At 66.1% G+C, this 25,148-nt stretch carries 26 protein-coding genes; 12 read left to right on the plus strand and 14 right to left on the minus strand.

Annotated elements, in window-relative coordinates:
• Positions 1-23 precede the first annotated feature (23 nt).
• Genes odhB through lpdA form a run of 3 tightly spaced genes read left to right on the plus strand, consistent with a single transcriptional unit; the run spans position 24 to position 3,055 of the window.
• A complete protein-coding gene (gene odhB / locus BMZ69_RS11730; protein ID WP_092156815.1) occupies positions 24-1,301 on the plus strand; it encodes a 2-oxoglutarate dehydrogenase complex dihydrolipoyllysine-residue succinyltransferase in 1,278 nt (425 codons plus the stop codon).
• Positions 1,302-1,313: 12 nt separating this feature from the next.
• Entirely contained in the window at positions 1,314-1,655 is a 342-nt protein-coding gene (locus BMZ69_RS11735) for a nucleotidyltransferase family protein (RefSeq protein WP_092156816.1), read from the plus strand.
• Entirely contained in the window at positions 1,655-3,055 is a 1,401-nt protein-coding gene (lpdA, locus tag BMZ69_RS11740; protein ID WP_092156817.1) for a dihydrolipoyl dehydrogenase, read from the plus strand. The genes BMZ69_RS11735 and lpdA overlap by 1 nt, the downstream gene beginning before the upstream one ends.
• Positions 3,056-3,217: 162 nt before the next feature.
• Here the strand turns inward: lpdA and folD are convergent, their stop codons facing one another.
• Entirely contained in the window at positions 3,218-4,072 is an 855-nt protein-coding gene (gene folD, locus BMZ69_RS11745) for a bifunctional methylenetetrahydrofolate dehydrogenase/methenyltetrahydrofolate cyclohydrolase FolD (protein ID WP_092156818.1), read from the minus strand.
• 223 nt (positions 4,073-4,295) lie between these two features.
• Here folD and BMZ69_RS11750 point away from each other — a divergent pair, with 223 nt between their 5' ends.
• The 5 genes from BMZ69_RS11750 (at position 4,296) to BMZ69_RS11770 (ending at position 9,367) form a co-directional block, all read left to right on the plus strand.
• Positions 4,296-5,624, plus strand: coding sequence for a cytosine deaminase (locus BMZ69_RS11750; protein ID WP_092156913.1), 1,329 nt, complete (start codon positions 4,296-4,298; stop codon positions 5,622-5,624).
• 136 nt (positions 5,625-5,760) lie between these two features.
• Positions 5,761-7,188: an FAD-binding oxidoreductase gene (locus tag BMZ69_RS11755; protein WP_092156819.1), complete on the plus strand. Its 1,428-nt coding sequence runs from the start codon at positions 5,761-5,763 to the stop codon at positions 7,186-7,188.
• An 8-nt stretch (positions 7,189-7,196) separates the two neighbouring features.
• Positions 7,197-7,790 carry an NAD(P)H-dependent oxidoreductase gene (locus BMZ69_RS11760; RefSeq protein WP_092156820.1) on the plus strand — a complete coding sequence of 198 codons (594 nt, stop codon included), beginning with the start codon at positions 7,197-7,199 and terminating at the stop codon, positions 7,788-7,790.
• Positions 7,791-7,871: 81 nt separating this feature from the next.
• Complete coding sequence (locus BMZ69_RS11765; protein WP_092156821.1) at positions 7,872-8,345, plus strand: MarR family winged helix-turn-helix transcriptional regulator; 474 nt, start codon at positions 7,872-7,874, stop codon at positions 8,343-8,345.
• A 167-nt stretch (positions 8,346-8,512) separates the two neighbouring features.
• Positions 8,513-9,367 (plus strand): DMT family transporter, encoded by an 855-nt coding sequence (locus BMZ69_RS11770; protein WP_092156822.1) that lies wholly within the window; start codon positions 8,513-8,515, stop codon positions 9,365-9,367.
• A gap of 135 nt (positions 9,368-9,502) precedes the next feature.
• Here the strand turns inward: BMZ69_RS11770 and BMZ69_RS11775 are convergent, their stop codons facing one another.
• Positions 9,503-10,405 (minus strand): NAD(P)-dependent oxidoreductase, encoded by a 903-nt coding sequence (locus BMZ69_RS11775; protein WP_092156823.1) that lies wholly within the window; start codon positions 10,403-10,405, stop codon positions 9,503-9,505.
• Positions 10,406-10,509: 104 nt separating this feature from the next.
• On the opposite strand from BMZ69_RS11775, the gene BMZ69_RS11780 reads away from it, so the two are divergent.
• Positions 10,510-11,595: a LacI family DNA-binding transcriptional regulator gene (locus tag BMZ69_RS11780; protein ID WP_092156824.1), complete on the plus strand. Its 1,086-nt coding sequence runs from the start codon at positions 10,510-10,512 to the stop codon at positions 11,593-11,595.
• A 7-nt stretch (positions 11,596-11,602) separates the two neighbouring features.
• Here the strand turns inward: BMZ69_RS11780 and BMZ69_RS11785 are convergent, their stop codons facing one another.
• The 5 genes from BMZ69_RS11785 to ugpC all read right to left on the minus strand — a co-directional run bounded on the left by BMZ69_RS11785 (position 11,603) and on the right by ugpC (position 16,921).
• Positions 11,603-12,499 carry an NAD(P)-dependent oxidoreductase gene (locus BMZ69_RS11785; RefSeq protein WP_092156825.1) on the minus strand — a complete coding sequence of 299 codons (897 nt, stop codon included), beginning with the start codon at positions 12,497-12,499 and terminating at the stop codon, positions 11,603-11,605.
• A 43-nt stretch (positions 12,500-12,542) separates the two neighbouring features.
• The gene (locus tag BMZ69_RS11790) at positions 12,543-13,448 is read right to left on the minus strand and encodes a carbohydrate ABC transporter permease (RefSeq protein ID WP_092156826.1); all 906 of its coding nucleotides are present in this window, start codon (positions 13,446-13,448) and stop codon (positions 12,543-12,545) included.
• The gene (locus BMZ69_RS11795; protein WP_092156827.1) at positions 13,441-14,394 is read right to left on the minus strand and encodes a carbohydrate ABC transporter permease; all 954 of its coding nucleotides are present in this window, start codon (positions 14,392-14,394) and stop codon (positions 13,441-13,443) included. The genes BMZ69_RS11790 and BMZ69_RS11795 overlap by 8 nt, the downstream gene beginning before the upstream one ends.
• Positions 14,395-14,455: 61 nt before the next feature.
• Positions 14,456-15,763 (minus strand): ABC transporter substrate-binding protein, encoded by a 1,308-nt coding sequence (locus BMZ69_RS11800; RefSeq protein ID WP_092156828.1) that lies wholly within the window; start codon positions 15,761-15,763, stop codon positions 14,456-14,458.
• 105 nt (positions 15,764-15,868) lie between these two features.
• Positions 15,869-16,921 (minus strand): ABC transporter ATP-binding protein, encoded by a 1,053-nt coding sequence (gene ugpC / locus BMZ69_RS11805; protein ID WP_092156829.1) that lies wholly within the window; start codon positions 16,919-16,921, stop codon positions 15,869-15,871.
• A 246-nt stretch (positions 16,922-17,167) separates the two neighbouring features.
• On the opposite strand from ugpC, the gene BMZ69_RS11810 reads away from it, so the two are divergent.
• From BMZ69_RS11810 to BMZ69_RS11820, 3 genes are all read left to right on the plus strand, one after another.
• The gene (locus BMZ69_RS11810; RefSeq protein WP_092156830.1) at positions 17,168-17,929 is read left to right on the plus strand and encodes a FadR/GntR family transcriptional regulator; all 762 of its coding nucleotides are present in this window, start codon (positions 17,168-17,170) and stop codon (positions 17,927-17,929) included.
• A gap of 176 nt (positions 17,930-18,105) precedes the next feature.
• Positions 18,106-19,080: a 2-hydroxyacid dehydrogenase gene (locus BMZ69_RS11815; protein WP_244543326.1), complete on the plus strand. Its 975-nt coding sequence runs from the start codon at positions 18,106-18,108 to the stop codon at positions 19,078-19,080.
• The gene (locus BMZ69_RS11820; protein WP_175506771.1) at positions 19,065-19,880 is read left to right on the plus strand and encodes an AprI/Inh family metalloprotease inhibitor; all 816 of its coding nucleotides are present in this window, start codon (positions 19,065-19,067) and stop codon (positions 19,878-19,880) included. The genes BMZ69_RS11815 and BMZ69_RS11820 overlap by 16 nt, the downstream gene beginning before the upstream one ends.
• A 134-nt stretch (positions 19,881-20,014) precedes the next feature.
• Here the strand turns inward: BMZ69_RS11820 and denD (BMZ69_RS11825) are convergent, their stop codons facing one another.
• The 7 genes from denD (BMZ69_RS11825) to BMZ69_RS11855 are packed head-to-tail and all read right to left on the minus strand — an operon-like array spanning position 20,015 to position 25,091.
• On the minus strand, positions 20,015-20,998 hold the full coding sequence (gene denD / locus BMZ69_RS11825) for a D-erythronate dehydrogenase (protein ID WP_092156832.1): 984 nt from the start codon (positions 20,996-20,998) through the stop codon (positions 20,015-20,017).
• A gap of 27 nt (positions 20,999-21,025) precedes the next feature.
• Positions 21,026-22,018, minus strand: coding sequence for a D-erythronate dehydrogenase (gene denD / locus BMZ69_RS11830; protein ID WP_092156833.1), 993 nt, complete (start codon positions 22,016-22,018; stop codon positions 21,026-21,028).
• Between the two features lie 19 nt (positions 22,019-22,037).
• A complete protein-coding gene (locus BMZ69_RS11835; RefSeq protein ID WP_092156834.1) occupies positions 22,038-22,784 on the minus strand; it encodes an SDR family oxidoreductase in 747 nt (248 codons plus the stop codon).
• A 25-nt stretch (positions 22,785-22,809) separates the two neighbouring features.
• On the minus strand, positions 22,810-23,256 hold the full coding sequence (locus BMZ69_RS11840; RefSeq protein WP_092156835.1) for a GNAT family N-acetyltransferase: 447 nt from the start codon (positions 23,254-23,256) through the stop codon (positions 22,810-22,812).
• Between the two features lies 1 nt (position 23,257).
• Positions 23,258-23,932, minus strand: a complete 675-nt coding sequence (locus BMZ69_RS11845; RefSeq protein ID WP_092156836.1) for a GNAT family N-acetyltransferase — start codon at positions 23,930-23,932, stop codon at positions 23,258-23,260.
• Positions 23,929-24,255 (minus strand): hypothetical protein, encoded by a 327-nt coding sequence (locus tag BMZ69_RS11850; protein WP_092156837.1) that lies wholly within the window; start codon positions 24,253-24,255, stop codon positions 23,929-23,931. Before BMZ69_RS11850 ends, BMZ69_RS11845 begins: the two co-directional genes overlap by 4 nt.
• Positions 24,252-25,091 carry an isocitrate lyase/PEP mutase family protein gene (locus BMZ69_RS11855; RefSeq protein WP_092156838.1) on the minus strand — a complete coding sequence of 280 codons (840 nt, stop codon included), beginning with the start codon at positions 25,089-25,091 and terminating at the stop codon, positions 24,252-24,254. The genes BMZ69_RS11850 and BMZ69_RS11855 overlap by 4 nt, the downstream gene beginning before the upstream one ends.
• Positions 25,092-25,148 lie beyond the last annotated feature (57 nt).

Raw genomic sequence — 25,148 nt, forward strand, 5'->3', positions numbered from 1 at the left:
AAAGACACGAGAAGAGGCCTGACATGGCGACCGAAATCCGCGTTCCGACCCTCGGCGAATCCGTTTCCGAGGCCACCATCGGCAAGTGGTTCAAGAAGCCGGGCGACGCGGTGAAGGCGGACGAGCCTTTGGTGGAGCTCGAGACCGACAAGGTGACGCTGGAAGTCAACGCACCGGCGGCCGGCGTGCTCGGCGAGATCGTCGCCAAGGAAGGCGAGACGGTCGGCGTCAGCGCGCTGCTCGGCACCATCGCGGCCGGCGACGGCAAGGCCGCGGCCGAGCCGAAGAAGGACGACGCGGCGGTCGCTCAAGCCGCGGGCAAAGCTGGCGCTGAGACCTCGGCGGAAGCGCAGAAGAAGGCCGGCGAGGTCGCCGGCGCGACCCCGGTGAAGCCTGCGACCAAGGCGGCCGATTCCGGCCCCGCGGTTTCGCGCCTCGCCGCCGAGAGCGGCGTCGATCCGTCCAGCGTTAACGCCTCCGGCAAGGACGGCCGCGTCACCAAGGGCGACATGCTGGCGGCGATCGCGACCGGCCCGGCCGTCGCCGCTGCGGCGCCCGCCGCTCCGGTGCAGCTCCGCGCCCCGTCGGCGCCGGACGACGCCTCTCGTGAAGAGCGCGTCAAGATGACCAAGCTGCGCCAGACCATCGCGCGCCGCCTCAAGGAAGCCCAGACCAACGCCGCGATGCTGACCACATTCAACGAGGTGGACATGACCAACGTCATGGCGCTGCGCAACCAGTACAAGGACGTGTTCGAGAAGAAGCACGGCGTGAAGCTCGGCTTCATGGGCTTCTTCGTGAAGGCCTGCGTGCAGGCGCTGAAGGAGATCCCGGCCGTCAACGCCGAGATCGACGGCACCGACATCGTCTACAAGAACTACTACCACATCGGCGTCGCCGTCGGCACCGACAAGGGCCTGGTCGTGCCGGTGGTGCGCGATGCGGACGAGCTCTCCATCGCCGGCGTCGAGAAGAAGATCGGCGAGTTCGGCAAGAAGGCTAGAGACGGCGCCCTCAAGATCGAGGAGATGCAGGGCGGCACCTTCACCATCTCGAATGGCGGCGTCTACGGCTCGCTGATGTCGACGCCGATCCTGAACGCGCCGCAATCGGCGATCCTGGGCATGCACAAGATCCAGGAGCGGCCGATGGTCGTCGGCGGCAAGATCGAGATCCGCCCGATGATGTATCTGGCGGTCAGCTACGACCACCGCATCATCGACGGCAAGGAAGCCGTGACCTTCCTCGTGCGCATCAAGGAAGGCCTGGAGGACCCGGCGCGCCTCGTGCTCGACCTCTGAGGCGCATGTTTGATGAGCCGGGACGAACTGGAGGGCTGGTGTCGCGCTCTGGCTTTGTGGGCTCATGGCAAGCAAGAAATTGCCGAGCTATGGCTATTTGGCAGTCGGGCGCGCGGCGATCATCGGCACGATAGTGACCTCGATCTTGCGGTCATTATGTCCGCGGGAGAGGAAGGCGAACGTTTGGGCGCTTGGATCGATTGTGCCGAAGAGTGGCGCGCCGAGTTGGCGACGTTGCTGCCTGTCCAAGTCGACCTGGATATTGGTGACGGCGACATCGCCACAACAATCGTTGCGCCTGCTTTGAAGAGAGATGGGCGGCATATTTTTCGCCGGAACACGGAAGAGGCATAATGTCCTACGATCTCGTCGTCATCGGAACAGGTCCCGGCGGCTATGTCTGCGCCATCCGCGCCGCCCAGCTCGGCCTCAAGGTCGCGGTGGTCGAAAAGCGCAAGACGCATGGCGGCACCTGCCTGAACGTCGGCTGCATCCCCTCCAAGGCGCTGCTGCATGCCTCCGAGATGTTCGAGGAGGCCAGCCATACTTTCCCGAGCCTCGGCATCACCGTCGGCAAGCCCAAGCTCGACCTGAAGCAGATGCTGGTCCACAAGCAGGAGACCATTGACGCCAACGTCAACGGCGTCGCCTTCCTGCTGAAGAAGAACAAGATCGAGCCGTTCCACGGCACGGCCTCGATTCCCGCCGCCGGCAAGGTCGTCGTCACCGCTGAGGACGGCAAGACGCAGGAACTGACGACCAAGAACATCGTCATCGCCACCGGCTCGGAATCGGCGGCGCTGCCGGGCGTCGCCACCGATGAGAAGACGGTGGTGACCTCGACCGGTGCGCTCGAGCTCACCTCCGTGCCGAAAGAGCTGCTGGTGGTCGGCGCCGGCGTGATCGGCCTGGAGATCGGCTCGGTCTGGGCCCGGCTCGGCGCCAAGGTCACGGTCGTCGAGTTCCTCGACCGCATCCTGCCCGGCATGGACGACGAGATCGCCAAGCAGTTCCAGCGTATCCTGCAGAAGCAGGGCTTCACCTTCCATCTCGGCTCGAAGGTGACCAAGGTCGAGACCGGCAAGAAGGGTGGCGCGACCGTCACGGTCGAGCCGGCCGCCGGCGGCGAGGCCAAGACGCTGAACGCCGACATCGTGCTGGTCGCGATCGGCCGGCGCCCGAACACGGACGGGCTGACCCTCGACAAGGCCGGTGTCGCGACCGAGCGCGGCCGTGTCGTCATCGACGATCACTTCAAGACCAATGTCGACGGCATCTACGCGATCGGCGACGTGGTGCGTGGGCCGATGCTGGCGCACAAGGCCGAGGATGAGGGCGTCGCCGTCGCCGAGATCCTCGCCGGCAAGCATGGCCATGTGAATTACGATGCCATCCCCGGCATCGTCTACACCGCCCCCGAGGTTGCAGCGATCGGCAAGACCGAGGAGGAGCTCAAGGCCGCGGGCATCGCCTACAAGGTCGGCAAGTTCCCGTTCACGGCCAATGGCCGGGCGCGGGCGATGCGGCACACCGACGGCTTCGTCAAGTTCCTTGCGGACGCGACGACCGATCGCGTGCTCGGCTGCCACATCATCGGCCCGCATGCCGGCGACCTGATCGCCGAGGTGACGGTGCTGATGGAGTTCGGCGGCTCGGCCGAGGATCTCGCCCGCACCTGCCACGCCCATCCGACGCTGGCCGAGGCGGTCAAGGAAGCGGCGCTCGCCGTAGACAAGCGCCCGATCCATATGTGATCGGCGGTCGTTATCACGGCTCCCGTGCGTCATGGTCGGGCTTGTCCCGACCATCCACGCCGTTACCTCACTGATCGAGTGCAGTGTTCAAGACGTGGATGCTCGCCACAAGGGCGAGCATGACGAACTGGAGAAGCGTCTCGTTCGTGAGGCGCTCCGGTTTCAGCCCCGCCGGGCGCGATAGGCGGTCAGCGTGTTGCGCAGCAGGCAGGCGATCGTCATCGGGCCGACACCGCCGGGGACCGGGGTGATCGCACCGGCGATCTCCACGGCTTCGGCATAGTCGACATCGCCGGCGAGCTTGCCGTCGGGCATGCGGTTGATGCCGACATCGATCACGGTCGCGCCGGGCTTTATCCAGTCGCCCTTGACCATGCGCGCGCGACCGACCGCGGCGACGACGACGTCGGCGCGCTTCACCACGGCCGGCAGGTCGCGCGTGCGTGAATGGGCGATGGTGACGGTGCAGTCGGCCTGGAGCAGCAATTGCGCCACCGGGCGGCCGACAAGCTCCGAGCGGCCGATCACGACCGCTTCCAGCCCCGACAGAGAGGGTAGCGCCTGTTTCAGCAGAAGCATGCAGCCGAGCGGCGTGCAGGGCACGAGGCCGTTCTTGCCGCCGGCGAGCAGACCGGCATTGATCGGGTGGAGGCCATCGACATCCTTGGCCGGGTCGATCGCGTCGATGATGCGGCCGGTGTCGATATGCTTCGGCAAGGGCAGCTGAACGAGAATGCCGTCGACGCCGTCATCGGCGTTGAGCTCGGCGATCTTGGCGAGCAGTGCCGCCTCGGTCGTCTCGGCCCGCAGGCGGTGGGCGACCGAATTCATGCCGATCTCGGCGGCGAGCTTCTCCTTGGAGGCGACATAGACCTTGCTGGCCGGGTCCTCGCCGACGAGCACGACATGCAGGCCGGGTGCGGGCTTGCCGGCGGCCTTGAGCGCCGCGACCTCGCGACCGATCTCGGCGCGTAGCTCCGCCGCCGCCGCCTTGCCGTCGATGATGCGTGCCGCCATGACCAGCTCCTTGGTGAGGCATCGGATCGAAAAGCGGATTCCTGTTTCCGGTTTGATGCCCTGCGCCGCTCTCTTGCTGCATTGCGACAGAACGGACAAGGGCCGCCTTGCTTTGAATCTCCGGCGGGTGGGGATGCCGCTCGTGCCGCTTGATCGGGACGCGGCGAGCCAGCATGGTCGGCGGGTGATTCAGAGGGCGGCCTGCAAGCCGGAGACGATCGACGTGACCACCGGCTTTGCGGCAATCCCGGCCTCCGGCAGCTATGTGCTGCGCAATGCCAGGGCGCCTGCCTGCCTGGTCGAGGCCGGCAGCCTCGCGAGCGGCCGCGACGGCCTGGCGCTGATCGACATCGCCGTCGAGGATGGCGCCGTCGCCTCGATCCTGCCGGCGGGCACGCCTGCGCTCGATGCCTTGCCCTCGCTCGATCTCGATGGCGGCATCGCGCTGCCACGTCTGGTCGATGTCCACACCCATCTCGACAAGGGCCATATCTGGCCGCGCCGGCCCAATCCGGATGGCAGCTTCATGGGCGCTCTAAGTGCCGTCGCCACCGATCGCGAGGCGAACTGGTCGGCCGGCGACGTGCGGGCGCGCATGGAATTCGGCCTGCGCTGCGCCTATTCGCACGGCACCGCGGCGATCCGCACCCATCTCGACTCGCTCGGCAAGCAGATCGGCATCTCCTGGCCGGTCTATGCCGAGTTGCGCGCCGAATGGGCCGGGCGGATCGCGCTGCAAGCCTCCCCATTGTTCGGTGTCGATGCCGTCGCCGATCCCGCGCATATGCAGGCGATCACGCAGGCCGTGACCGATCATGGCGACAGGCTGCTCGGCGCCGTCACCTATATGGTGCCGGAGCTTGACGCTGCGCTCGACACGCTGTTCCGGGCGGCGATCGAAAACGGCTTCGATCTCGATTTTCATGTCGACGAGACCAATGATCCGGCGGCGCGCTCGCTCGAGCACATCGCTGACGCAGCCCTGCGCCATCGCTTCGCTGGCAGGATCCTGGCCGGGCACTGCTGCTCGCTCTCGCAGCAGCAGCCGCAGGACGAGGCGCGCATCATCGCCAAGGCGCGCGAGGCCGGGATCGCCGTCGTCTCGCTGCCGATGTGCAACATGTATCTGCAGGACCGCCAGCGCGGGCGCACGCCGCGCTGGCGCGGCGTCACCGCGCTGCATGAGCTCAAGGCGGCCGGCGTGCCGGTGATGATCGCCTCCGACAACACCCGTGACCCGTTCTACGCCTATGGCGACCTCGACCTCGTCGAGACCTTGCGCGAAGGCACCCGCATCCTCCAGCTCGACCATTCCGACCGGGACTGGGCGAGGGCGATCGCGACGACGCCGGCCGAGATCATGGGACTTTCGAGCGCGGGCCGCGTCGCCGTCGGCGGCCCCGCCGACCTGATCCTGACGCGCGCCCGCGACTGGACCGAATTCTTCGCCCGGCCGCAGGCCGACCGGAGCGTTCTGGTCGATGGCCGCGCCATCGACCGCACTTTGCCCGACTACCGTGAACTCGACCGTTTGATGGCGAGCGCGACCTGACGATGTTACCCGCCATCCCCTCTTCCCGTCATGGTCGGGCTTGTCCCGACCATCCACGTCTTTCTCCGCCTCGTGCGGTGGTCAAGACGTGGATGCTCGCCACAAGGGCGAGCATGACGCCACAGGAATGCCCCGCATGACCGCACGCTACGACATCGATGCCCTGAAGCGCCGCATGAACGGCATCCGCACCGAGGACAACCCGGCGCTGGTCAAGCAGAAGAGCCGCGACTTCTTCTGGTACTCGCCGAAGCTGAAGCGCCAGCTCGACCATGTCGTCGCCGACATCATCGTTTCGCCGGTGAGCGAATCGCAGGTGCTGGAGACGCTCTCGGCAGCACATGCGCTCGGCATTCCGGTGACACCACGCGGCACCGGCACGGGCAATTACGGCCAAGCGATGCCGCTCGCAGGGGGGATCGTGCTCGACCTTGCCGGCTTCAACAAGGTGACGAGCATCGAGGCCGGGCGCTATGTCGCCGAGCCCGGCGCCGTGCTGGCCAGGATCGACCAGGAGACGCGTGCCCACTCCCGACAGGAGATCCGGCTGCACCCCTCGACCTACCACACCGCCTCGGTCGGCGGCTTCATCGCCGGCGGCTCGGGCGGCGTCGGCTCGATCAAATGGGGCGGCCTGCGCGACTGGGGCAACATCATCTCGCTGCGCGTCGCGACCATGGAAGGGGCGCCGCGTATCCTCGAGTTGCAGGGCGAGGACCTGCACAAGGTCGCACATGCCTACGGCACCAACGGCATCATCACTGAGGTCGAGATGCCGCTCGGCCCGGCCTATGGCTGGGTCGACGTCATCCTCGGCTTCGGCGAGTTGCGCGCCGCGGCCGAGTTCGCCAACGCGCTCGGCGAGCAGGACGGGTTGGCGCTAAAGAACCTCGCCGTGGTCGCGGCACCTGCACCTCACGACTACTTCCTGCGCCACAGGAAATTCCTGCCGCGCGAGAGCCACTGCGTCATGATCATGGTCGCGGATTTCGCGGTCGAATCCATGCTGGCCTTCGCCCGTCGCTTCGGGGGCTCGCAGTTGCTTATGCGCTCCGACAAGCTGACGGCCGAGGAGGCCAAGGGCTTGCCGCCGACTTTCGAACTCGGCTGGAACCACACCACCTTGCGGGCGCTGCGCGTCGATCCGTCGATCACCTACCTCCAGGTGCTCTATCCCTTCCCGAACCAGGTCGAGCTGGTCGACAAGATCCATGCCCGCTTCGGCGACGAGGTCACCTGCCATCTCGAATTCGTCCGCTTCGACGGCAAGATCACCTGCTTCGGCCTGCCGCTGGTCCGCTTCACCAGCGAGGAGCGGCTGGAGGAGATCATGGCGATCCACGAGGAGATGGGCGCGCCGATCTTCAACCCCCACCGCTACACGCTGGAGGAGGGCGGGATGAAGCAGACCGACGAGGTCCAGCTCGCCTTCAAGCGCGAGGCCGACCCGCAGGGACTGCTCAATCCCGGCAAGATGATCGCCTGGGAAGACCCGAACTACGACTACCGTTCGGGCAAGACATTCCTGTTCAAAGCGCTCGGCGAAGCCGGCATCGGCGCCTGAGCCCTGCCGTGCGCGTGCTTGTTCTCTATGCCCACCCCGATCCCAAGAGCTTCGGGGCGGCAGTGCACGAGACTGTCGTCTCCGGCCTGCGCCGTGCCGGGCATGAGGTTGATGATTGCGACCTCTATGCCGAGGGCTTCGACCCGGTGCTGAGCCGCGAGGAGCGGGTCGGCTATCATGATCTTGCCAGCAATCAGAAGACTGTAGCCGGCTATGTCGAGCGCCTGCTGCGGGCGGAAGCGCTCTTCCTCTGCTTTCCGGTCTGGAACTACGGCTATCCCGCGATCATGAAGGGCTATTTCGATCGCGTCTTCCTGCCGGGCGTCTCATTCAAGCTGGTCGACGGCGCAATCCGGCCGAATCTCTGGAATATTCGCCGGCTGACGACGGTGACGAGCTATGGCGGCTCGCGCTGGCGCACCTTCCTCATGGGCGATCCGCCGCGCCGGCAGATCAAGCGGGGATTGCGGGCGGTGTGCCATCCCGCAGCGCGGGTCTCTTACCTCGCGCATTACGACATGAACCGCTCGACGCCACAGAGCCGGGCAGCCTTTCTCGCCAAGGTCGAAGAGGAAATCGCACGGATTCAAAAGCCTGTCTGACAATTGTCATCGGCCTGTCATGAAGGCGGGCGATTGCACAGCCGGCGAAAAGTATCCGCAACCTTTTCCAAGGGCCGGCTCATGACCAAGTCCCTCGAAAAAAGCGTCGGCCGTGCCCTGTTGGTGACGGCCCGGCTCCACAGGGCGCGGATGGGCGAGCGGCTCAACGCGCTCGGGCTCTTCCCGGGCCAGGAACAGGCCCTGAAATCCCTGCAGGGCGCCCCGATGACGATGGGCGAGCTTGCGACCCTGCTGCGGGTCAAGCCGCCGACCGTGTCGAAGACGATCGGCAGGCTCTCGCTGCAGGGGCTCGTCACCCGCGAGGGCGGCGGCCGCGACGGCCGGCTGGTGCAGGTGGCGCTGACCGAGAACGGCCAGAAGACCGCTGCGGCGCTCGATGCCGTCTGGAACCAGGTCGAGGAAGAGCTGCTCGAAAAGCTCGACGCCAAGGAACGCAAGCAATTGCGCAAACTGCTGCGCAAGGCGTCGAAGGGGCTGTCCAAGGCCGGCGCCGACGTCGATGACGGCGAGGACGAGGCCGAAGACGCGGCTTGAGACCGAGCGCGTCAGCGGCATGTCTCGCATGCGTTGGCGGGCTGGTTTAGAGTCTTAAATCGGTTCATCTATGTCTCGTCATTCCTCCAGAGCATGACGAGACTTTGTCGGCAGCTCCCGCTCCGCTTCCGGATACGCGCCGGACACGCCTGACTGCCATCGCCCTGATGAGCGGGGCGATCATCTGCTTTTCCCTGCTCGACGCCTGCGCGAAATGGCTCGGCAGCACGATGCATCCGATGCAGGTCGTCGTGGCGCGGTATCTGGTCAGCGTCGCCCTGGTCTCGATCCTGCTCAACCCTTGCAGCCATCCCGGCATCACCCGGACCAAGCGGCCCTGGCTGCAAGGGTTCCGCTCGCTGCTGCTGCTCGGCTCGACGGCGCTCAACTTTGTCGCCCTGCAATATCTGCAGCTGGCCGAGACGGTCTCGATCATGTTCGCCGGGCCACTGCTGGTAGCCTTGCTGGCTGGGCCGCTGCTCGGCGAGTGGGCCGGGCCGCGCCGGCTGATCGCGATCGGTGTCGGCTTTCTCGGTGTGCTGGTGGTGACGCGGCCGGGGCTGGGCGGCTTGCATCCGGCCGCCCTGCTCAGCCTCTGCGGCTGCTTGTGCTACGCCTTCTATGCTTTGTCGACGCGGATGCTGGCGTCGAGCGATTCGCCTGAGACGACGATGTTCTATTCCGGCATCGGCGGGGTGGTGATCATGCTGCCGCTGCTGCCGTTGTACTGGTCCTGGCCTGCGAACTGGCAGAGCTGGCTGTTGATGTGCGGTACGGGCTTCTTCGGTGCGGTCGGTCATTGGTTGCTGATCCTCGCGCATCAGCGGGCGCCGGCGACGATCCTGGCGCCGTTCATCTATTCCCAGATCGTCTGGATGATCCTGCTCGGCTGGTTCGTCTTCGGTCAGATCCCCGACCGCTTCACGTTCATCGGCGCGGGAATCGTCATCGCCTCCGGGCTCTATCTGCTCTATCGCGAACGCGTCCGGCACGTACCTGAAGGCTCGGCCCGGCTCGACTGACGCCGGCATGCATCTTGAAGCCTCCACCCATGGATGGAGGCCATAATGACGGTTTTGCACCGCAACTGGCTACCGGCTGCCGCGTTCGGCACAGATATGCTCCGGGCGCGCTCCGCTATGGCACGAGCGCCGGACTCAGCCGAGCGAGACCTTGCTCTGGCCGGCGACGAAATCCGAGAGCATCGGCACGTAATCCTCGCCCTTGCCGCTGGCGACGGCCGCGGCATAGACGTTCTTGACGGCGCCGCCGACCGGGTTCGGAACGCCGGCGGCGTTGGCGAGGCTTTCCAGATAGCGCACATCCTTCAGCGCGTTGGAGAGCGTGAACTTGTGTGCATCCCGATCGCGTTCGAGGACGTACTTCATGAAGGTTTGGTAGAATCCGCACTCCATGCGCCCGCCGGTGATGACGCTGTCGAAGGTCTGCGGGGTGATGCCGACCTTCTGCGCCAGGGTAAGGGCCTCGGCGTAGATTGCGCCGTAGCCGAGCGAGAGGAAGTTGTTGAGCAGCTTCATCTTGTGGCCGTCGCCGACGGGCCCGAGATGGACGATCTTCTGGGCCCAGGCTTCGCAGACCGGGCGAATGCGTTCGAAAACCGCGCTGTCGGCGCCAATCATCGTCGAGAGTTGACCGAGCTTGGCCTGGGCGGGGGTTCCGCCCAGCGGTGCGTCACAGAGGTGCAGGCCGATGGCTGCGAGCTGTTCCGCCAGAGCGATCGTCGAGACCGGGTCGGAGGTCGAGCAGTCGACGATGACCGTGCCCGGCCTGGCGCCGGCGGCGATGCCGTCTGGGCCGTTGATCACCTGCTCGACCTGCGGCGAGCCGGTGACGCAGAGGAAGATGATGCTGGCCTTCTCGGCGAGTTCCTTCGGCGTGGCGGCTTCCGCAGCGCCCGCAGCTTTCAACTCCTCGACCGGCCCACGGTTGCGATGGCCCATGACGGTGAGGGGAAAGCCCTTGGCGAGAATGCAGCTCGCCATGCCCTGGCCCATGTAACCGACGCCGATGAAGCCGATCGATTCTTTAGTCGTGCTCATCTTCAGTTTCTCCGAAATCTATGAGATGGAATTAGGTCATGCGGAACGATTTGGCCAAGAACTGGTTGAATGCATCGGCTTCGCGGCTTCAGGAGAAGCGATTGATGGCGAATGACGGACACTCGCGCGATCCCTCGGGGGCGGGGAAGGCGGGTGTGAGACCGGGTGGGCGCGGACGCGTTACCTTGCAGATCATCGCCGACCGGCTGGAGGTCTCGACCGCGACCGTCTCGCTCGCGCTGCGTGAAAGCCCGCTCGTCGCCGATGGCACGCGCCTGCGGGTGCAGCAGATCGCGCGCGAGATGGGCTACAGCTACAACCGTAGCGCGGCCTCGCTGCGGACCGACCGGACCAATATCCTCGGCGTCGGCTTCCACGACATCACCAACCCCTATTTCGCCGAGCTGCTCGCGGCGATCGAGGAGACGGCGGCGGCGCATGGCCGCTCGATCCTGCTCGGCACCTATGCCGAGAACCTGCAGCGGCAGGACCGCGTGCTCAACACCCTCAAGGAGTATCGCCCGGACGGCATGATCATCTGCCCGGCCGGCGGCACCACGGGCGAGACCTTGCAGCATCTGATGGCGGCGCAGGTGCCGCTGGTCCAGCTCTCGCGCGAGATTCCCGGCATCGGGCTCGATTTCGTCGGCTCCGACGACCGGCATGGGACGGTTCTCGCCGTGGAGCACTTGCTCGGCCTCGGCCACACCCGCATCGCCTTCCTCGGCGAGAGCCCGCTGATCTCGACCGGCCGCAACCGCTATCGCGGCTATTGCGAGACCTTGGCCAAGCACGGGTTGCCGCTCGATCCGACGATCGTCTACTCGGCCTATGGCACGCGCGAAAACGGGCTGAAGGGCGTCCAGAAGGTGCTCGACGCCGCGAACCCGCCGACAGCCGCGATCTGCTTCAACGATCTCACGGCCTTCGGTGCAATGCTCGGCCTGCGTCATCGCGGGCTGGAGGCCGGCGCCGATTTCTCGCTGATTGGTTGCGATGACGTTCAGGAAGCCGCGCAGTGGTATCCGGCGCTGACGACGCTGAAGAATTTCCAGGACGATATGGGGCGCAAATCCGCAGAGATGCTGCTCAGTCGGATCGCCGACCCCTCGGCACCGCCGCAGCGCGCCGTGCTGACGCCGGAGCTGGTGGTGCGCGGGACCACGGCGCCTCCGAAGGCCGCGCGCTGAAACGGAGTTAGGCATCGTTTTCCGGCTTGCGGTTCAGCGCCCGATAGGCGCGCACCACATGCGAATCGTCGCGCCCGCCATGGCCGAGGCCTGAGGCCGCCAGGAACATTTGATGCGCAGCCGCTGCCAGCGGCAGGGCCGCCTTGGCGGCGCGGCCGGCATCGAGGACGATGCCGAGGTCCTTGACGAAGATGTCGACGGCGCTGGCGACCGGCGGCTCATCGTCGAGCATGCGCGGGCCGCGGTCTTTCAGCATCCAGGACGAGGCGGCCGAGCCGCCCATGATCTCGAACAGCACCTTGCCGTCGATGCCGGCCTTCTGCGCCAGGGAGAGCGCCTCCGCCGCGACCGCGATATGCACGCCGCAGAGCAACTGGTTGACGGTCTTCACCGTCGCACCCTGGCCGGGCTTCTGCCCGACATGGAAGACCTTGTCGCCCATGGCGTCGAGCACGGGTTTCGCCTTGGCGAAGCTGTCGGCGGGGGCGCCGACCATGATGGTCAGCGTGCCTCCTTCAGCGCCCTTGACGCCGCCCGAGACCGGCGCATCGACAAAATGTCGGCCCGTCTTCGTCACGGCGTCGGCGATGGCCTCGACCTCGCCGGGCGGGCAGGTCGCCATCAGGATGATTGTGGCGCCCGGAGCCAGCGCATCGAGCGCGCCGGCGTCGAAGAGGACCGAGCGGGCCTGTGCGGCGTTGACCACCATCAGGACGAGCGTGCCGGCGTCCTTCGCCGCTTTAGCGGCGCTGTCGGCTGCCTGGCCGCCGGCCGTGACCAGCGCAGCGCGGGCGTTCTCCCTCATGTCGAAGCCAGTGACGCGGAACTGGCGCTTGACGAGGTTTTCGGCCATCGGCGCGCCCATGGCGCCAAGCCCGACGAAGGCGATTGAAGTCACGACGATTTGCCTTGGTTGGAAGGCGGGCGGCGTGGCCGCCCGCCGGGAACTACTCCTTCACCGCACCCGTCATCGAGGCGACGTAGTAGTCGACGAAGAAGGAATAGAGGATCGCGACCGGGATCGAGCCGAGCAGCGCGCCGGCCATCAGCGAGCCCCAATGGTAGACGTCGCCCTCGACGAGCTGGGTCAGCACCGCCACCGGCACGGTCTTCTTCTCGGCCGACTGGATGAAGGCGAGCGCGTAGATGAACTCGTTCCAGGACAGGGTGAAGGCGAAGATGCCGGCCGAGATCAACCCGGGCAGCGCCAACGGCAAGGTGATCTTCCAGAGCGTCTGCAGACGGGTCGCGCCGTCGATCATGGCGCATTCCTCGAGCTCGTAGGGGATCGACTTGAAGTAGCCGATCAGGAGCCAGGTGCAGAACGGGATCAGGAAGGTCGGATAGGTCAGGATCAGCGCGAGCTGCGAGTCGTACAGGCCGAACTGGAAGATCAGCGTCGCCAGCGGGATGAACAGGATCGAGGGCGGCACCAGATAGGCGAGGTAGATGGCGAGGCCGACATAGTTCGAGCCCTTGAACTTCAGGCGCTGGATCGCATAGGCGGCGAGCACGCTGGCGAAGAGCGAGAGCGCGGTCGCGACCGTCGCCACCGTCATCGTGGTCAGCAGCCATTGCGGGTAGTCGGTCTGGAAGAGCAGCTTGTTGATGTTCTCCAGCGTCGGCGACTTCACCCAGAACGGATTGTTGTTCTTGTAGTCGAGCAGTTCGCCGTTCGGTTTGATCGCCGTGATCGCCATCCAGTAGAACGGGAACAGCAGCACGATCACGAAAAGCGACAGCGGCAGATAGAGCGTGATGAAACGGCGCGGTCCCGAGGACCAGTCGATCACGCCGGTGCTCTCCTTGTCGACGAGATGCGGACGCGGAGCAGGGGAAGCCTGGTCAGTCATTGTCTTCTCCCTGCTGCCATTTGCGGCGGGCGAGCGCGAAGTAGCTGAACAGCGTCGCCATCACGAGGAAGGGGATCATCGCCACCGCGATCGCCGCGCCCTCGCCAAGCTGGCCGCCCGGAATGCCGCGCTGGAAGGCAAGCGTCGCCATCAGATGAGTGGAGTTGATCGGGCCGCCGCGGGTGATGGCGTAGACGAGCTGGAAGTCGGTGAAGGTGAACAGCACCGAGAAGGTCAGCACGATCGCCAGGATCGGCATCAGCATCGGCAGGGTGACATGCCGGAAGCGTTGCCAGGCATTGGCGCCGTCGAGCATCGCCGCCTCGTAGAGCGTCGGCGAGATCGTCTGCAGGCCGGCCAGCAGCGAGATCGCGACGAAGGGGATGCCGCGCCAGACATTGGCGGCGATCAGCGACCATCGGGCCGGCCAGGGCGAGCCGAGGAAGTCGACATAGGTGTCGCGCCAGCCGAGCACGTCGACCAGGACATAGGAGATGATCGAGAATTGCGGGTCGTAGATCCACCAGAAGGCGATCGCCGAAAGAACGGTCGGCACGATCCATGGCACCAGGATCAGCGCGCGCAGCAGCGACTTGAACGGCAGATGGTTGTTGAGCAGCAGCGCCAGCCAGAGGCCGAGCCCGAATTTCGCGACGGTCGCGACGCCGGTATAGAGCAACGTGTTCCAGACCGAGGTGATGAAGACCGGGTCGTGCCAGAGCGACTCGAAATTCTCGAAGCCGATGAAGACGCCGCTGCGGCCGATGCGCGTATCGGTGAAGGCGAGCCAGATGCCGAGGCCGAGCGGATAGCTCAGGAAGACCAATAGCAGGCCGAGTGCCGGCAGCAGGCAGATGAAGATCAGGAATGGCTTGTAGTCGAACAGCCTGACCAGCCAGCTCTGCGTGAGCTGGGGTACGGGCCGGGCCTCTGCCGCAATGGTCATGGCGCTTTACTCCGTGATGGAGCCGCGCCGCCGGGCAAGCCGGCGGCGCGGTGTCGACGGATCAGGTACGATAGTAGCGCTTGGCGCGGCGCTCGGCCTCGGCCGCCGCCTGCTCGGGCGTCGCCTGCCCCGCGCAGACGGAGGCGACCATCTGCACCATGACGTATTCGGCATTGACGGTGCCGGCCGCCTCGGTGATCGCGCCCTTGTAGCCGCTCCACAGAGCCCGCTCCCAGGTGTCGCGATAGACCAGGATCTTGGGATCGCTCTCCCAGACCTTGCTCTGCGCGTAGCCCTTGAGCGGCTGGGTCCAGTAGCCGAAGCAGCCGGTCAGCCACTTGTCGTACTGCTCCTTCTCCATCATGAAGCGCAGATATTCCTTGGCCGCGTTCGGGAACTTGGTGTGCTTGAACACCATGGCGTTGATCACCAGCGCCGTTTCGGTTGGCCGCCCGACACCGGCGCCGATCGGCATCGGCGCGTGGTTGAGGTCCTTGCCGATCGCGGCCGTCTTCTCGTCCTTCGAATTCTTGATCGAGAAGTAGAGCGAGACGCCGTTCTGGGTCAGGCCGACCTCGCCCGCCGTCAGCGCCTTGTTGTTGCTGATGTCGAGCCAGGAGAGCGTGCCGGGGATGAAGGTCTCGTAGAGCGCCTTGGCGTATTTCAGCGCCTCGATCGTCTCCTTGCTGTTGATCGCGACCTTGTTGTTCTCGTCGACCATGTAGCCGCCATGCGACCAGACCAGCCAGTTGCAGAACGAGTTGCCGTCGCCGACGGCGTTGCCGAGCGCGAAGCCGGCCGGGTGGCCATTGGCCTTGAGCTTACGGCAGAGATCGAGGAAGCCGGCATGGTCGGTCGGGAACTTGTCGAAGCCCGCTTCCTTGACCCAGGATTCACGATAGACCGCCGGGCCGCCGGAGCCGCCCATCGGGATCGAGATCCAGGTGCTGGTCTTGTCCTTCTTGCCGTATTTCTCGGCGACCGGGTACCAGCCGCCATATTTCTTGCCGAGGTCCTCGGCGACCGCAGTCAGGTCGATTAGCTTGTCGGCAAAGATGTGCGGATCGTCGGCCCAGCCGACGACGACGTCGGGGCCGGCGCCGGTATTGGCGGTGACGGCGGTCTGCGGGCGCAGATCCTCCCAGCTCGCATAGTCGACACGGACCTGGACGCCTGTCGCCTTGGTGAAGGCCTCGGTGTTCTCGTTGAAGATGGTCTGGTCGGGGTCGACGAACTTGGTCGGGCGCAGCACGCGCAGCGTCGCGCCCTTCTCGATATTGGCGGTCTGGGCGATTGACGGCGCGGCAAGGGTGGCGCCGGCTGCGAGGCCCGCGCCGCCAATCAAAACGTCACGTCTGGAAATGCTCATCGCTTGTCTCCTCCGGGTTGCCGCGAGGCCCTGCATGGGAGCCTCGTCGCGATTTATTCGGGCATCGCAGCCGCCGGAGTGTTTACCGTGCGGCGGCGACGGAAGTCAGATCCGCTTGCCGGTCGCGGCGTCGAAGAGATGGGTCACCGAGGTATCGGGACGGATCTTGATGGTCTCGCCGGGCTTGGCGCCGATGCGCTCGCGGAAGATGCAGGTCAGGTCCTGGCCGCCGCAGCGGACGACGACCTGGGTCTCCGAGCCCATCGGCTCGATCACCACCACTTCCGCGGACAGGCCGTTCGGATCGAGCATCAGATGCTCGGGGCGGATGCCGAGCACGGCGGCCCGGTCGTTCGAATCGGCCGGATGCTTGCCGACCGGCCAGATCACGCCGCCCTCGGTCTCGAAGCCGTTGGCGCGGATCGTGCCCTTCAGCAGGTTCATCGAGGGTGAGCCGATGAAGGCGGCGACGAACAGGTTCGCGGGGTTGTCGTAGAGATCGAGCGGGGCGCCCATCTGCTCGACGATGCCGTCATGCATCACGACGATCTTGTCGGCCATGGTCATGGCCTCGATCTGGTCGTGGGTGACGTAGACGGTGGTGGTCTTCAGGCGCTGATGCAGCTCCTTGATCTCGGTGCGCATCTGCACGCGCAGCTTGGCGTCGAGGTTCGAGAGCGGCTCGTCGAAGAGGAAGACCTGCGGATCGCGCACGATGGCGCGGCCCATGGCGACGCGCTGTCGCTGGCCGCCCGAGAGCTGGCGGGGATAGCGTTCGAGGAGATTGGTCAGGCCGAGAATGCCGGCGGCCTTGTTGACGCGCTCGTCGATCTCGCTCTTGGGCGCCTTCCGCAGCTTCATCGAGAAGGCCATGTTGTCGGCCACCGTCATATGCGGATAGAGCGCATAGTTCTGGAAGACCATGGCGATGTCGCGCTCCTTCGGCGGCACGTCGTTGACGACGCGCGAGCCGATCCGGATCTCGCCGCCCGAGATGTTCTCGAGGCCGGCGATCATGCGCAGCAGGGTCGATTTTCCGCAGCCTGAAGGGCCGACGAGGATGACGAACTCGCCATCGTTGATATCGATGTCGACGCCATGAATGACCTGCGTCGAGCCATAGGCCTTGCGCACGTCGGCAATCTGGACGGATGCCATCTTGGTTGTTTCTCCCGCACTTTGGTTTGCCCCGGGGTGCCTGACACGATCCCCGCCGGCGGCGTTGCAGACCATCGGCTTCTGACTGCCGATCGAGACGAGGCCGCGCAACCCAGGCGAGCCGCCTGTTGCGTCAACCTCGTTCGCGGATAAAGTCATACGATAGAAACAGGCGTGTCAAGCGCCGGGCGGGCAGCGGAACGAGCTCTCCGACGCTGCCGGTCACGGAGGAAAAAGCGCGGTCCGATGCAGCTCCATGTCCATGCACGCGTGACGAGGCTCAACCCCGACCGGCTGTTCGGCCAGGTGGCGCACCGGCTCGCAGTCGCGATCATCACCGGCACCTCGCCGACCGGCGCGCTGCTGCCGAACGAGGACGATCTGAAGGACGAGATCTCGGTTTCGCGCACCGCCTACCGCGAGGCGGTGAAGTTTCTGAGCGGCAAGGGGCTGGTCGAGGCCAGGCCGAAGAGCGGCACGCGGGTGGCGCCGCGAGAGGCCTGGAACCTGCTCGATCCGGACGTGCTCGCCTGGCATTTCGAAGCCGATCCCAACGAAAAATTCATCCGCGACCTGTTCGAGCTCAGGCTTTTCGTCGAGCCGAGCGCGGCGCGGCTGGCTGCGCAGCGGCGGAGCGATGCCGATCTCGAGCGGATCGAGGCGGCCTTTCGCGGCATGGTCGAGAACCCGCCCTATGCCGAGCCGACGGTCAGCGCCGATCTCGCCTTCCACGAGGCGATCTTCGCCGCCACCCGCAATCCGCCGCTGCAATGCCTGGCGCCGGCCGTCAGCGCGACGATCCAGTGGTCGCTGTTCCTGAAGGCGCCGGACGACCAGTTCTTCTTCACGGCGTCTCTGATCGATCACGAGCGGGTGCTGGAGGCGATCGTGCGGCGCGACGGCGACCTCGCCGCGGCGCGGATGAGCGGCCTGGTGATCGACAGCCTGAACAGCACTTTGCGTCTGCTGGCCGGACGGACACAGCCGGAGGCGGCGAGAAACGCATGATTAAATCATACTATTTCGAGCTGAATCGACAGCCGAGCCGGAATGCCATACCCGGTTCCGTGCAGCCCCTGCTTGCGCTCGCTGGGAATTCCCTGGGCGCGTTCGGGCGGCTAGATTGATTTAATCGTTTTAAGAATTTGAAATCAAGCGATGCAGCGTTCCAGGAAAGCAGGACCATGACCGCACAGAACAAGATCGAGATCGTCATGACCGGGCCGCTGATGGCCTATGCCGCCGATCAGTTGAAGGCGCGCTTCACCGTGCACGAACTCTGGAAGGAGCAGGACCGCGCGGCGGCTCTGGCAGCCGTTAAGGACCGGGTGCGCGGCGTCGCCGGCGGCGGCGCGCATGTGCGTATCGACGACGCGCTTTTCGACGCGCTGCCCAAGCTCGAAGTCGTCTCGAATTTCGGCGTCGGCTACGACAATGTCGACGCCAAGGCCGCCGGCAAGCGCGGGATCATCGTCACCAATACGCCGGATGTGCTGACCGACGAGGTCGCCGACCTCGCCATCGGCCTCTTGCTCTCGACCGTGCGTCAGCTGCCGCAGGTCGACCGCTATTTGCGCGCCGGCAAGTGGCTGCAGGGCGCCTATCCGCTCACCACCTCGCTGCGCAAGCGCAAGATCGGCATCGTCGGCCTCGGCCGGATCGGCAAGGCTGTGGCGCGCCGGCTCGAAGCCTTCGACGTGCCGATCGCCTATCACGGCCGCTCGCGCCAGGCCGATGTCGCCTATCGCTATTATCCCTCGCTGGTCGAGATGGCCGGGGATGTCGACACGCTGGTCTCGGTCGCGCCGGGCGGCGACTCGACCTATCACATCATCAATGCCGAGGTGCTGAAGGCGCTCGGGCCGAACGGCATCGTCGTCAATGTCGGCCGCGGCACGGTGATCGACGAGCAGGCGCTGATCGAGGCGCTGCAGAGCAAGACGATCCTCTCCGCCGGCCTCGACGTGTTCGAGGACGAGCCGCGCGTGCCGGCCGAGCTGATCGCCATGGACCATATTGTCCTGCTGCCGCATGTCGGTTCGGCATCCGTGCATACGCGCGAACAGATGGGCCAGCTTCTGGTCGACAATCTGGTTTCATGGTTCGATGGCAAGGGTCCGCTCACACCGGTTGCCGAGACGCCATGGACAAAAGCCTGATCACGACTGGACTGCGGCGCGGGGCGGCAATCGCCGCTCTGGTGCTGCTCATCGACTCGCCGGCCGGAGCCCAGACGGCGGCGCTGCCGCGCGGTGCCGAGAAGGCCCCTGAAGCGCTGAAGCCCTTCATCGGCGCCTGGGACCTCGAGAAGCTCGGCTCGGCGCGCGAGTGCACGGTGACCTTCGGCGCCGAGGCGGCGGGGCAGGGGCGGCAGGTCAGGTTCCCGGCGACATGCCGGCGGGCCTTGCCGATCCTCACCGGGGTCGTCGCCTGGGATGTGTCCGATGGCACGCCGAGGCTGCTCGACGGCCATGGCAAGGCGGTGATCGTCTTCAGCGAGAAGGCCGATCCGGGGCGGCGTGGTAGAGGCAGCGATGGCGCTGACTACGGGCTCGATCCAACGGGTTATGTCCGAGCGCAGCAGCGCCCGGCGCCTGGCCGGGCGGAACTCGCGGCAACGGCCGCCGCTCGCCCGACGGCAGTGGATCCCGCCAGCGCGCCCGCTTCGGCAACGGTGCCCGGGCGCTATGCGGTGATGAGACAGGTCGGCCGCGACGTCTGCAAGCTCGTGCTCTCGACCTCGCCCTCCGCGAATGCGGGAGCCTTCACGACCAGCTTCGACGGGCTCTGCCCCGATACCGGCCTGACGATCTTCTCGCCGGTCGCCTGGCGCTATGAGGCAGGCCGGCTCGAACTGATCGCCCGCAAGGGCCATAAAGTCGAGCTGGTCTTCGAAGGCGGGCAGTGGCGCAAGGACCCGGCGGTCGGCGCGCCATTGATGCTGAAGAAGCTGCCTTAGGGCCAGCAGCTTTCCAATCGCGAGTATTTTTCGTCATGGTCGGGCTTGTCCCGACCATCCACGTCTTCGACGAGTGCGGTGTCCAAGACGTGGATGCTCGCCACAAGGGCGAGCATGACGGTGGAGTCAGGTCCTTACGCGACGAAGGTGCCGCCGAGCTCGTCGTCGATATGGGCGCGGATGATCTCTTCGAAGCTCGACTCCGCCTTGAAGCCGAGGGCGGGCGCGCGCTTGGCGTCGAAATTGCGCGGCCAACCGGCGACGATGGCGTCGATCACCGGATCGGGCACGCGCTTGATGCGCTTGACCACATTCTCGCCGGCGACCTTGCGCAGTGCCTCGATCTGCTCGGCGACGGTGGCGGAATAGCCCGGCATCGTCAGCGCCCGGCGCGGGCCGATCGCGTTCGTGTCCATCGTTGCGGCATGGACGAGGAAGCCGACGGCCGAGCGCGGCGAGGCATGCCAGTGGCGGACCTGGTCGGAGACCGGCAGCACCGCGTCCTGGCCGTTGAGCGGCTCGCGGATGATGTTGGAGAAGAAGCCGGAGGCGGCCTTGTTCGGCGCGCCCGGGCGGACGCAGATCGTCGGCAGGCGGATGCCGACGCCGTCGAAGAAGCCGCGGCGGGAGTAGTCGCTGAGCAGGAGCTCGCCGATCGCCTTCTGCGTGCCGTAGCTGGTCAGCGGCGTGGTGAAGAACTCGTCCTCGATCTTGTCATGGAAGGGCGCGCCGAAGACGGCGATCGAGGAGGTGAAGATCACGCGCGGCTTATAGCCGTCGCCGGTGAGGCGGATTGCGTCGAAGAGATAGCGCGTGCCGTCGAGATTGATGCGGTAGCCCTTGTCGAAATCGGCCTCAGCCTCGCCGGAGACGATGGCGGCGAGATGGACGATCAGCTCAGGGCGCGAAGCGATCAGCTTCTCGGCCTCGCCCGGCAGCGACAGGTCCGAGGTCAGGGATTCGAAAGCGAAGGGGGCGTTCGCCGGCGCCTGGGCCGGGAAGACGTCCTGCGCCGTCACCTTGTCGATCGCCTTGCCGCCGAGGCCGCCGTCGCGCGCCAGTCGCTCGATGAACTTGCGGCCGACCATGCCGGCGCCGCCGATAACGAGGATATGCATGCGTTTGTCCGATCTATGCTGTTGCGTTCAGTTAGGTAGGCGGCCGCCGAGATCGTCCTCGATATGGACGCGGATGATCTCGTCGAAATCCTGCTCGGCCCGGAAGCCGAGCGACAGCGCTCGCTTCGCGTCGAAGCGTGTCGGCCAGCCCTTGACGATCTCGGCGGCCGCCTTGTCAGGCGCGCGCCGGATCAGCTTCACCGCCCTGTCGCCGGCGATGCGGCGCAGCGCCTCGATCTGCTCGCCGACGGTGACGCAGACGCCCGGCATGCTGAGATTGATGCGCTGGCCGAGTTGCTCGCGCGTCAGCGAGGCGCCATGCAGCAGGAAGCCGACGGCCGAGCGTGGCGAGGCATGGGTGAAGATGACGCTGTCGTCCACCGGCAGCAGCGCCTCCTGGCCCTGCAGCGGCTCGCGGATGATGCCGGAGAAGAAGCCTCCGGCCGAGGCGTTGGGCTTGCCCGGGCGGATCACGATCGAGGGGAAGCGAATGCCGACGCCGTCGACGAAACCCCGGCGCGAATAGTCGGCGAGCAGCAGTTCGCCGATCGCCTTCTGGGTGCCGTAGCTGGTCAGGGGCGTGACGTGGAATTCGTCCGAGATCGCCGGCGGGAAGGGCGCGCCGAAGATGCCGCTCGAGGAGGAGAAGACGAGCGTGGGCACATACTGGCCGCTCTTCGCGCTCTCCTGACGGATCGCCTCCAGCAGATTGCGCATGCCGTCGAGATTGATGCGGTAGCCCTTGTCGAAATCGCGCTCCGCCTCGCCAGAGATGATCGCGGCGAGGTGGAAGATGATGTCGGGGCGCAGCGCGGCCAACTCGGCGGCAACGGCCGCCGAACTCGAATCCTCGGTGCGGGCCACGATCGGACCGTCGAAGCCGGCCGGGCGCGGCGGCGTCACGACGTCGGTCAGCGTTAGCCGGGTCAGCGGCGTGCCGGCACAGGCGCCCTCGCGGGCGATGCGCGCGGCGAGCCTCTGGCCGATCATGCCGGCGGCGCCGCTGATCAGGACGTGCATGGCGCTTCTCCTGCGCTGATCAGAGCGCGAAGCCGCCATCGGCGAGGTGGATCTGGCCGGTGGTATAGCTGGATTCATCGGAGGCGAGATACACGGCGAGCCAGGCGATCTCCTCGGCGGTGCCGAGCCGGCCCATGGGCTGGCGATCGATGAAGGCCTGACGGGCGGCTGCTTCAGTCGTCTTGGTCACCTTGGCAAGGTCGACGATGCGCTGGTCGAGCGAGGGCGACTGAATCGTACCAGGGCAGATCGCGTTGGCGCGAACGCCCTTCTTGATGAAGTCGGCTGCGACCGCCTTAGTCAGGCCGATCACCGCCGCCTTGGTCGCGCCATAGACATAGCGGTTCGGGATGCCGCGCACTGAGCCGGCGCCCGAAGCGATATTGACGATCGAGCCCTTGCCGGCGGCGAGCATGCCGGGAACGAAGGCCTTGATCGTGCGGTGCATCGACTTGACGTTGAGGTCGAAGGAGAACTCCCAGGCCTTGTCGTCGCAGTCGAGCACGGTGCCGTGATGGACGAAGCCGGCGGCGTTGACGAGGATGTCGATGGTGCCGACCTTTTCGGCGAAGGCCCCGACCGCCTTGGTCGAGAGCACGTCGAGCTTGCGCTTCTTCGCCTTCGGGATGCCGTCTAGCAAGGCGACGTCCTTGTCGGTGGCCCAGACAGTCGCACCCTCGGCCACGAAGGCCTCGGCGATGGCGCGCCCGATGCCCTGGCCGGCAGCGGTGACGACCGCGACCTTACCCTTCAAACGTCCTGCCATGTCGTTTCTTCCCTTGGTTTCCCGGTTATCGAAGGCTTTTTCGCATATGGATCAGCCGGCGATCAGACAGATCCTCGAAATGGGTGGTCTGGTAGCCGAGACGCTCGTACCAGCCGATACGGTCGGCGAGCTTCTCGTGGGTGTAGAGGTGGACAGCGTCATGGCCGAGCGCCTTGGCTCGCTCCTCGGTGAAATCCATCAGTTGCGAACCGATCTTCCTGCCGGTGGCGGCCGGCGAGACGGCGATGCTCCAGAGCGTGAACTTCGCCGGTTCGTCCTCGAGCACGAGGACACCGTCCAGCGTCCCCTCGCTCTCGGCGAGCCAGATTTCGTGCTCCGCCAGCACCTGCCGATAATCGGCGATGCGCGGCAGCGAGGGCACGCCGATGATGCTCTCATTCGGCAGATAGGCGGCCTGCGTCAGCGCGACGATTGCCGGAACGTCCTCTGTCGTTGCGCGACGAAGGGCCATCTCAGGCGGCTCCGGCCGTCTTCATGCAATCGGTCAGCGAACTCTTCTGCTGGCCCTGAGCGTCGAAGTTCTCCGGCGCGAGCCAGTTGCTGAAGCCCTGGCCCACCTTGGGCCATTCGCCGTCGAGGATCGAGAACCAGGCGGTGTCGCGGTTTTCGCCCTTCACCACCTGATGCTGGCGGAAAAGGCCTTCATACTGGAAGCCGAAGCGCTGCGCGGCGCGTTTGGAAGGTTCGTTGCGGTTGTTGCACTTCCATTCATAGCGGCGATAGCCGAGCGAGAAGCCGTATTCGCCGACGAGATAGACCGCTTCCGTCGCCATACGGGTGCGCTGCATCGACGGCGAATAAGTGATCCAGCCGACCTCAAAGACGCCGTGCTCGGGCCGGATCTCCATCATCCAGAGATGGCCCTTGGCCTTGCCGTCGGCCTCGTCGATCACGGCGAAGGGGATGATGCCGGCCTTGTCCGCCATCGACGTCAGCAGTTCGCGATAGGCCTCGCGGCTCGGCGGAAGCGTCGCGGGCAGCCAGTCCCAGACCGATTCATGGCCGTCCATGGCCTGCCAGATGTCGTCGAGATGGCGTGCCGGGTCGAGCGGCTCCAGCCGGCTATAGTGGCCCTGCAGCACCTTCGCCGGCGGGAAGGGGCGAGGCGTCCAGTTCAATGTCGTCATGCCTTGATCGTCCTGCGCCAGGCGGTGAAGTCGTGGGTGATCTGCCAGTCCGGGCCGAGCTCGGCGGCGATGGCGGCGGCGAGCGTCGTGCCTTCCGCCTCCCAAGCAGCGCGCTCCGCGTCGCTGGCGAAGTCGGAGGCTGCCTCGTTCGCCTCGTCATAGATCGCGTCGAAGGTGTCCATCCAGCTTTCCAGCCGGTCGGCGAGCACGTCGGACAGGCCGATGTCGTCGGCATCGACCTGTTTGCGCTTGCCCTTGGCGTCGATCTGCCAGAGCCCGCTCCTGCCGAGCCATTCCGGGGCAATGAGAAGCTGCCCGCTCACGAGCGCGCCTTGAGATCGTCGCGGAAGAATGGGTTGAGCGGGGCCGAGGCGCCGTTGCCGGCGAAGCCCTTGAAGCTGCCCTCCTGCGCGATCAGGCGCGTCGCCTCGATGAGGGCGGCCCAGGCGGCCCGTGCCAGGGCTCCGCCGATCGAGATGCGGCGCGTGCCGGTGGCGGCGATCTCGGCGACGCTGAGGCCGACATCGCCATAGACCAGCGTGTTGACCGGCTTGCCGCCGGCGGCCGCGACGAGGGCGCCGATGTCGGCCACAGTCTTCGGGCCGGGGGCGTAGAGCACATCGGCGCCGGCCTCGGCATAGGCCGTGATACGGCGCACCGACTCGTTCAGCGCGTCGGGATGGCCGGTGAGGAAGCATTCGGCGCGGGCGGTCAGCACGACGCCGGTACCGGTTTCGTCGATGGCGCGACGGGCCGCCTTGACGCGCTCGACGGCGAGCTCGAAGGGATAGAGCGGCTCGTCCTCGCGGCCGGTGGCGTCCTCGATTGAGAGGCCGGCGACGCCGGTCGCGATGCAGAGCTTGACGTTGGCCGCGACGCCATCGGGCGTGTCGGCATAGCCGTTCTCGAAATCGGCATTGATCGGCAGATCCGGCACCGCCTTCACCAGCTCGGCGAGGTGGGCCAGCATCATGTCGCGCGGCACGTCCTGGTCGGCGCGCGCTTTCGTGAAGGCGAAGCCGGCGCTGGTCGAAGCGAGGGCCTTGAAGCCCTGGCCGCGCAGCCAGCGGGCCGAGCCCTCGTCCCAGGGGTTCGGCATGACGAAGCAGCCGGATTCATGGAGTCTGCGAAACGCGTCGACTTGCGGGCTGTAAGTCATTTTAAATCGTTTCAGATGAGCTCAGGGGCGTCATACTGTCGTCCCTGAGCCGATTTG

The organism is Allobosea sp. CRIB-10 (assembly GCF_900112185.1).
Lineage (GTDB): Bacteria > Pseudomonadota > Alphaproteobacteria > Rhizobiales > Beijerinckiaceae > Allobosea.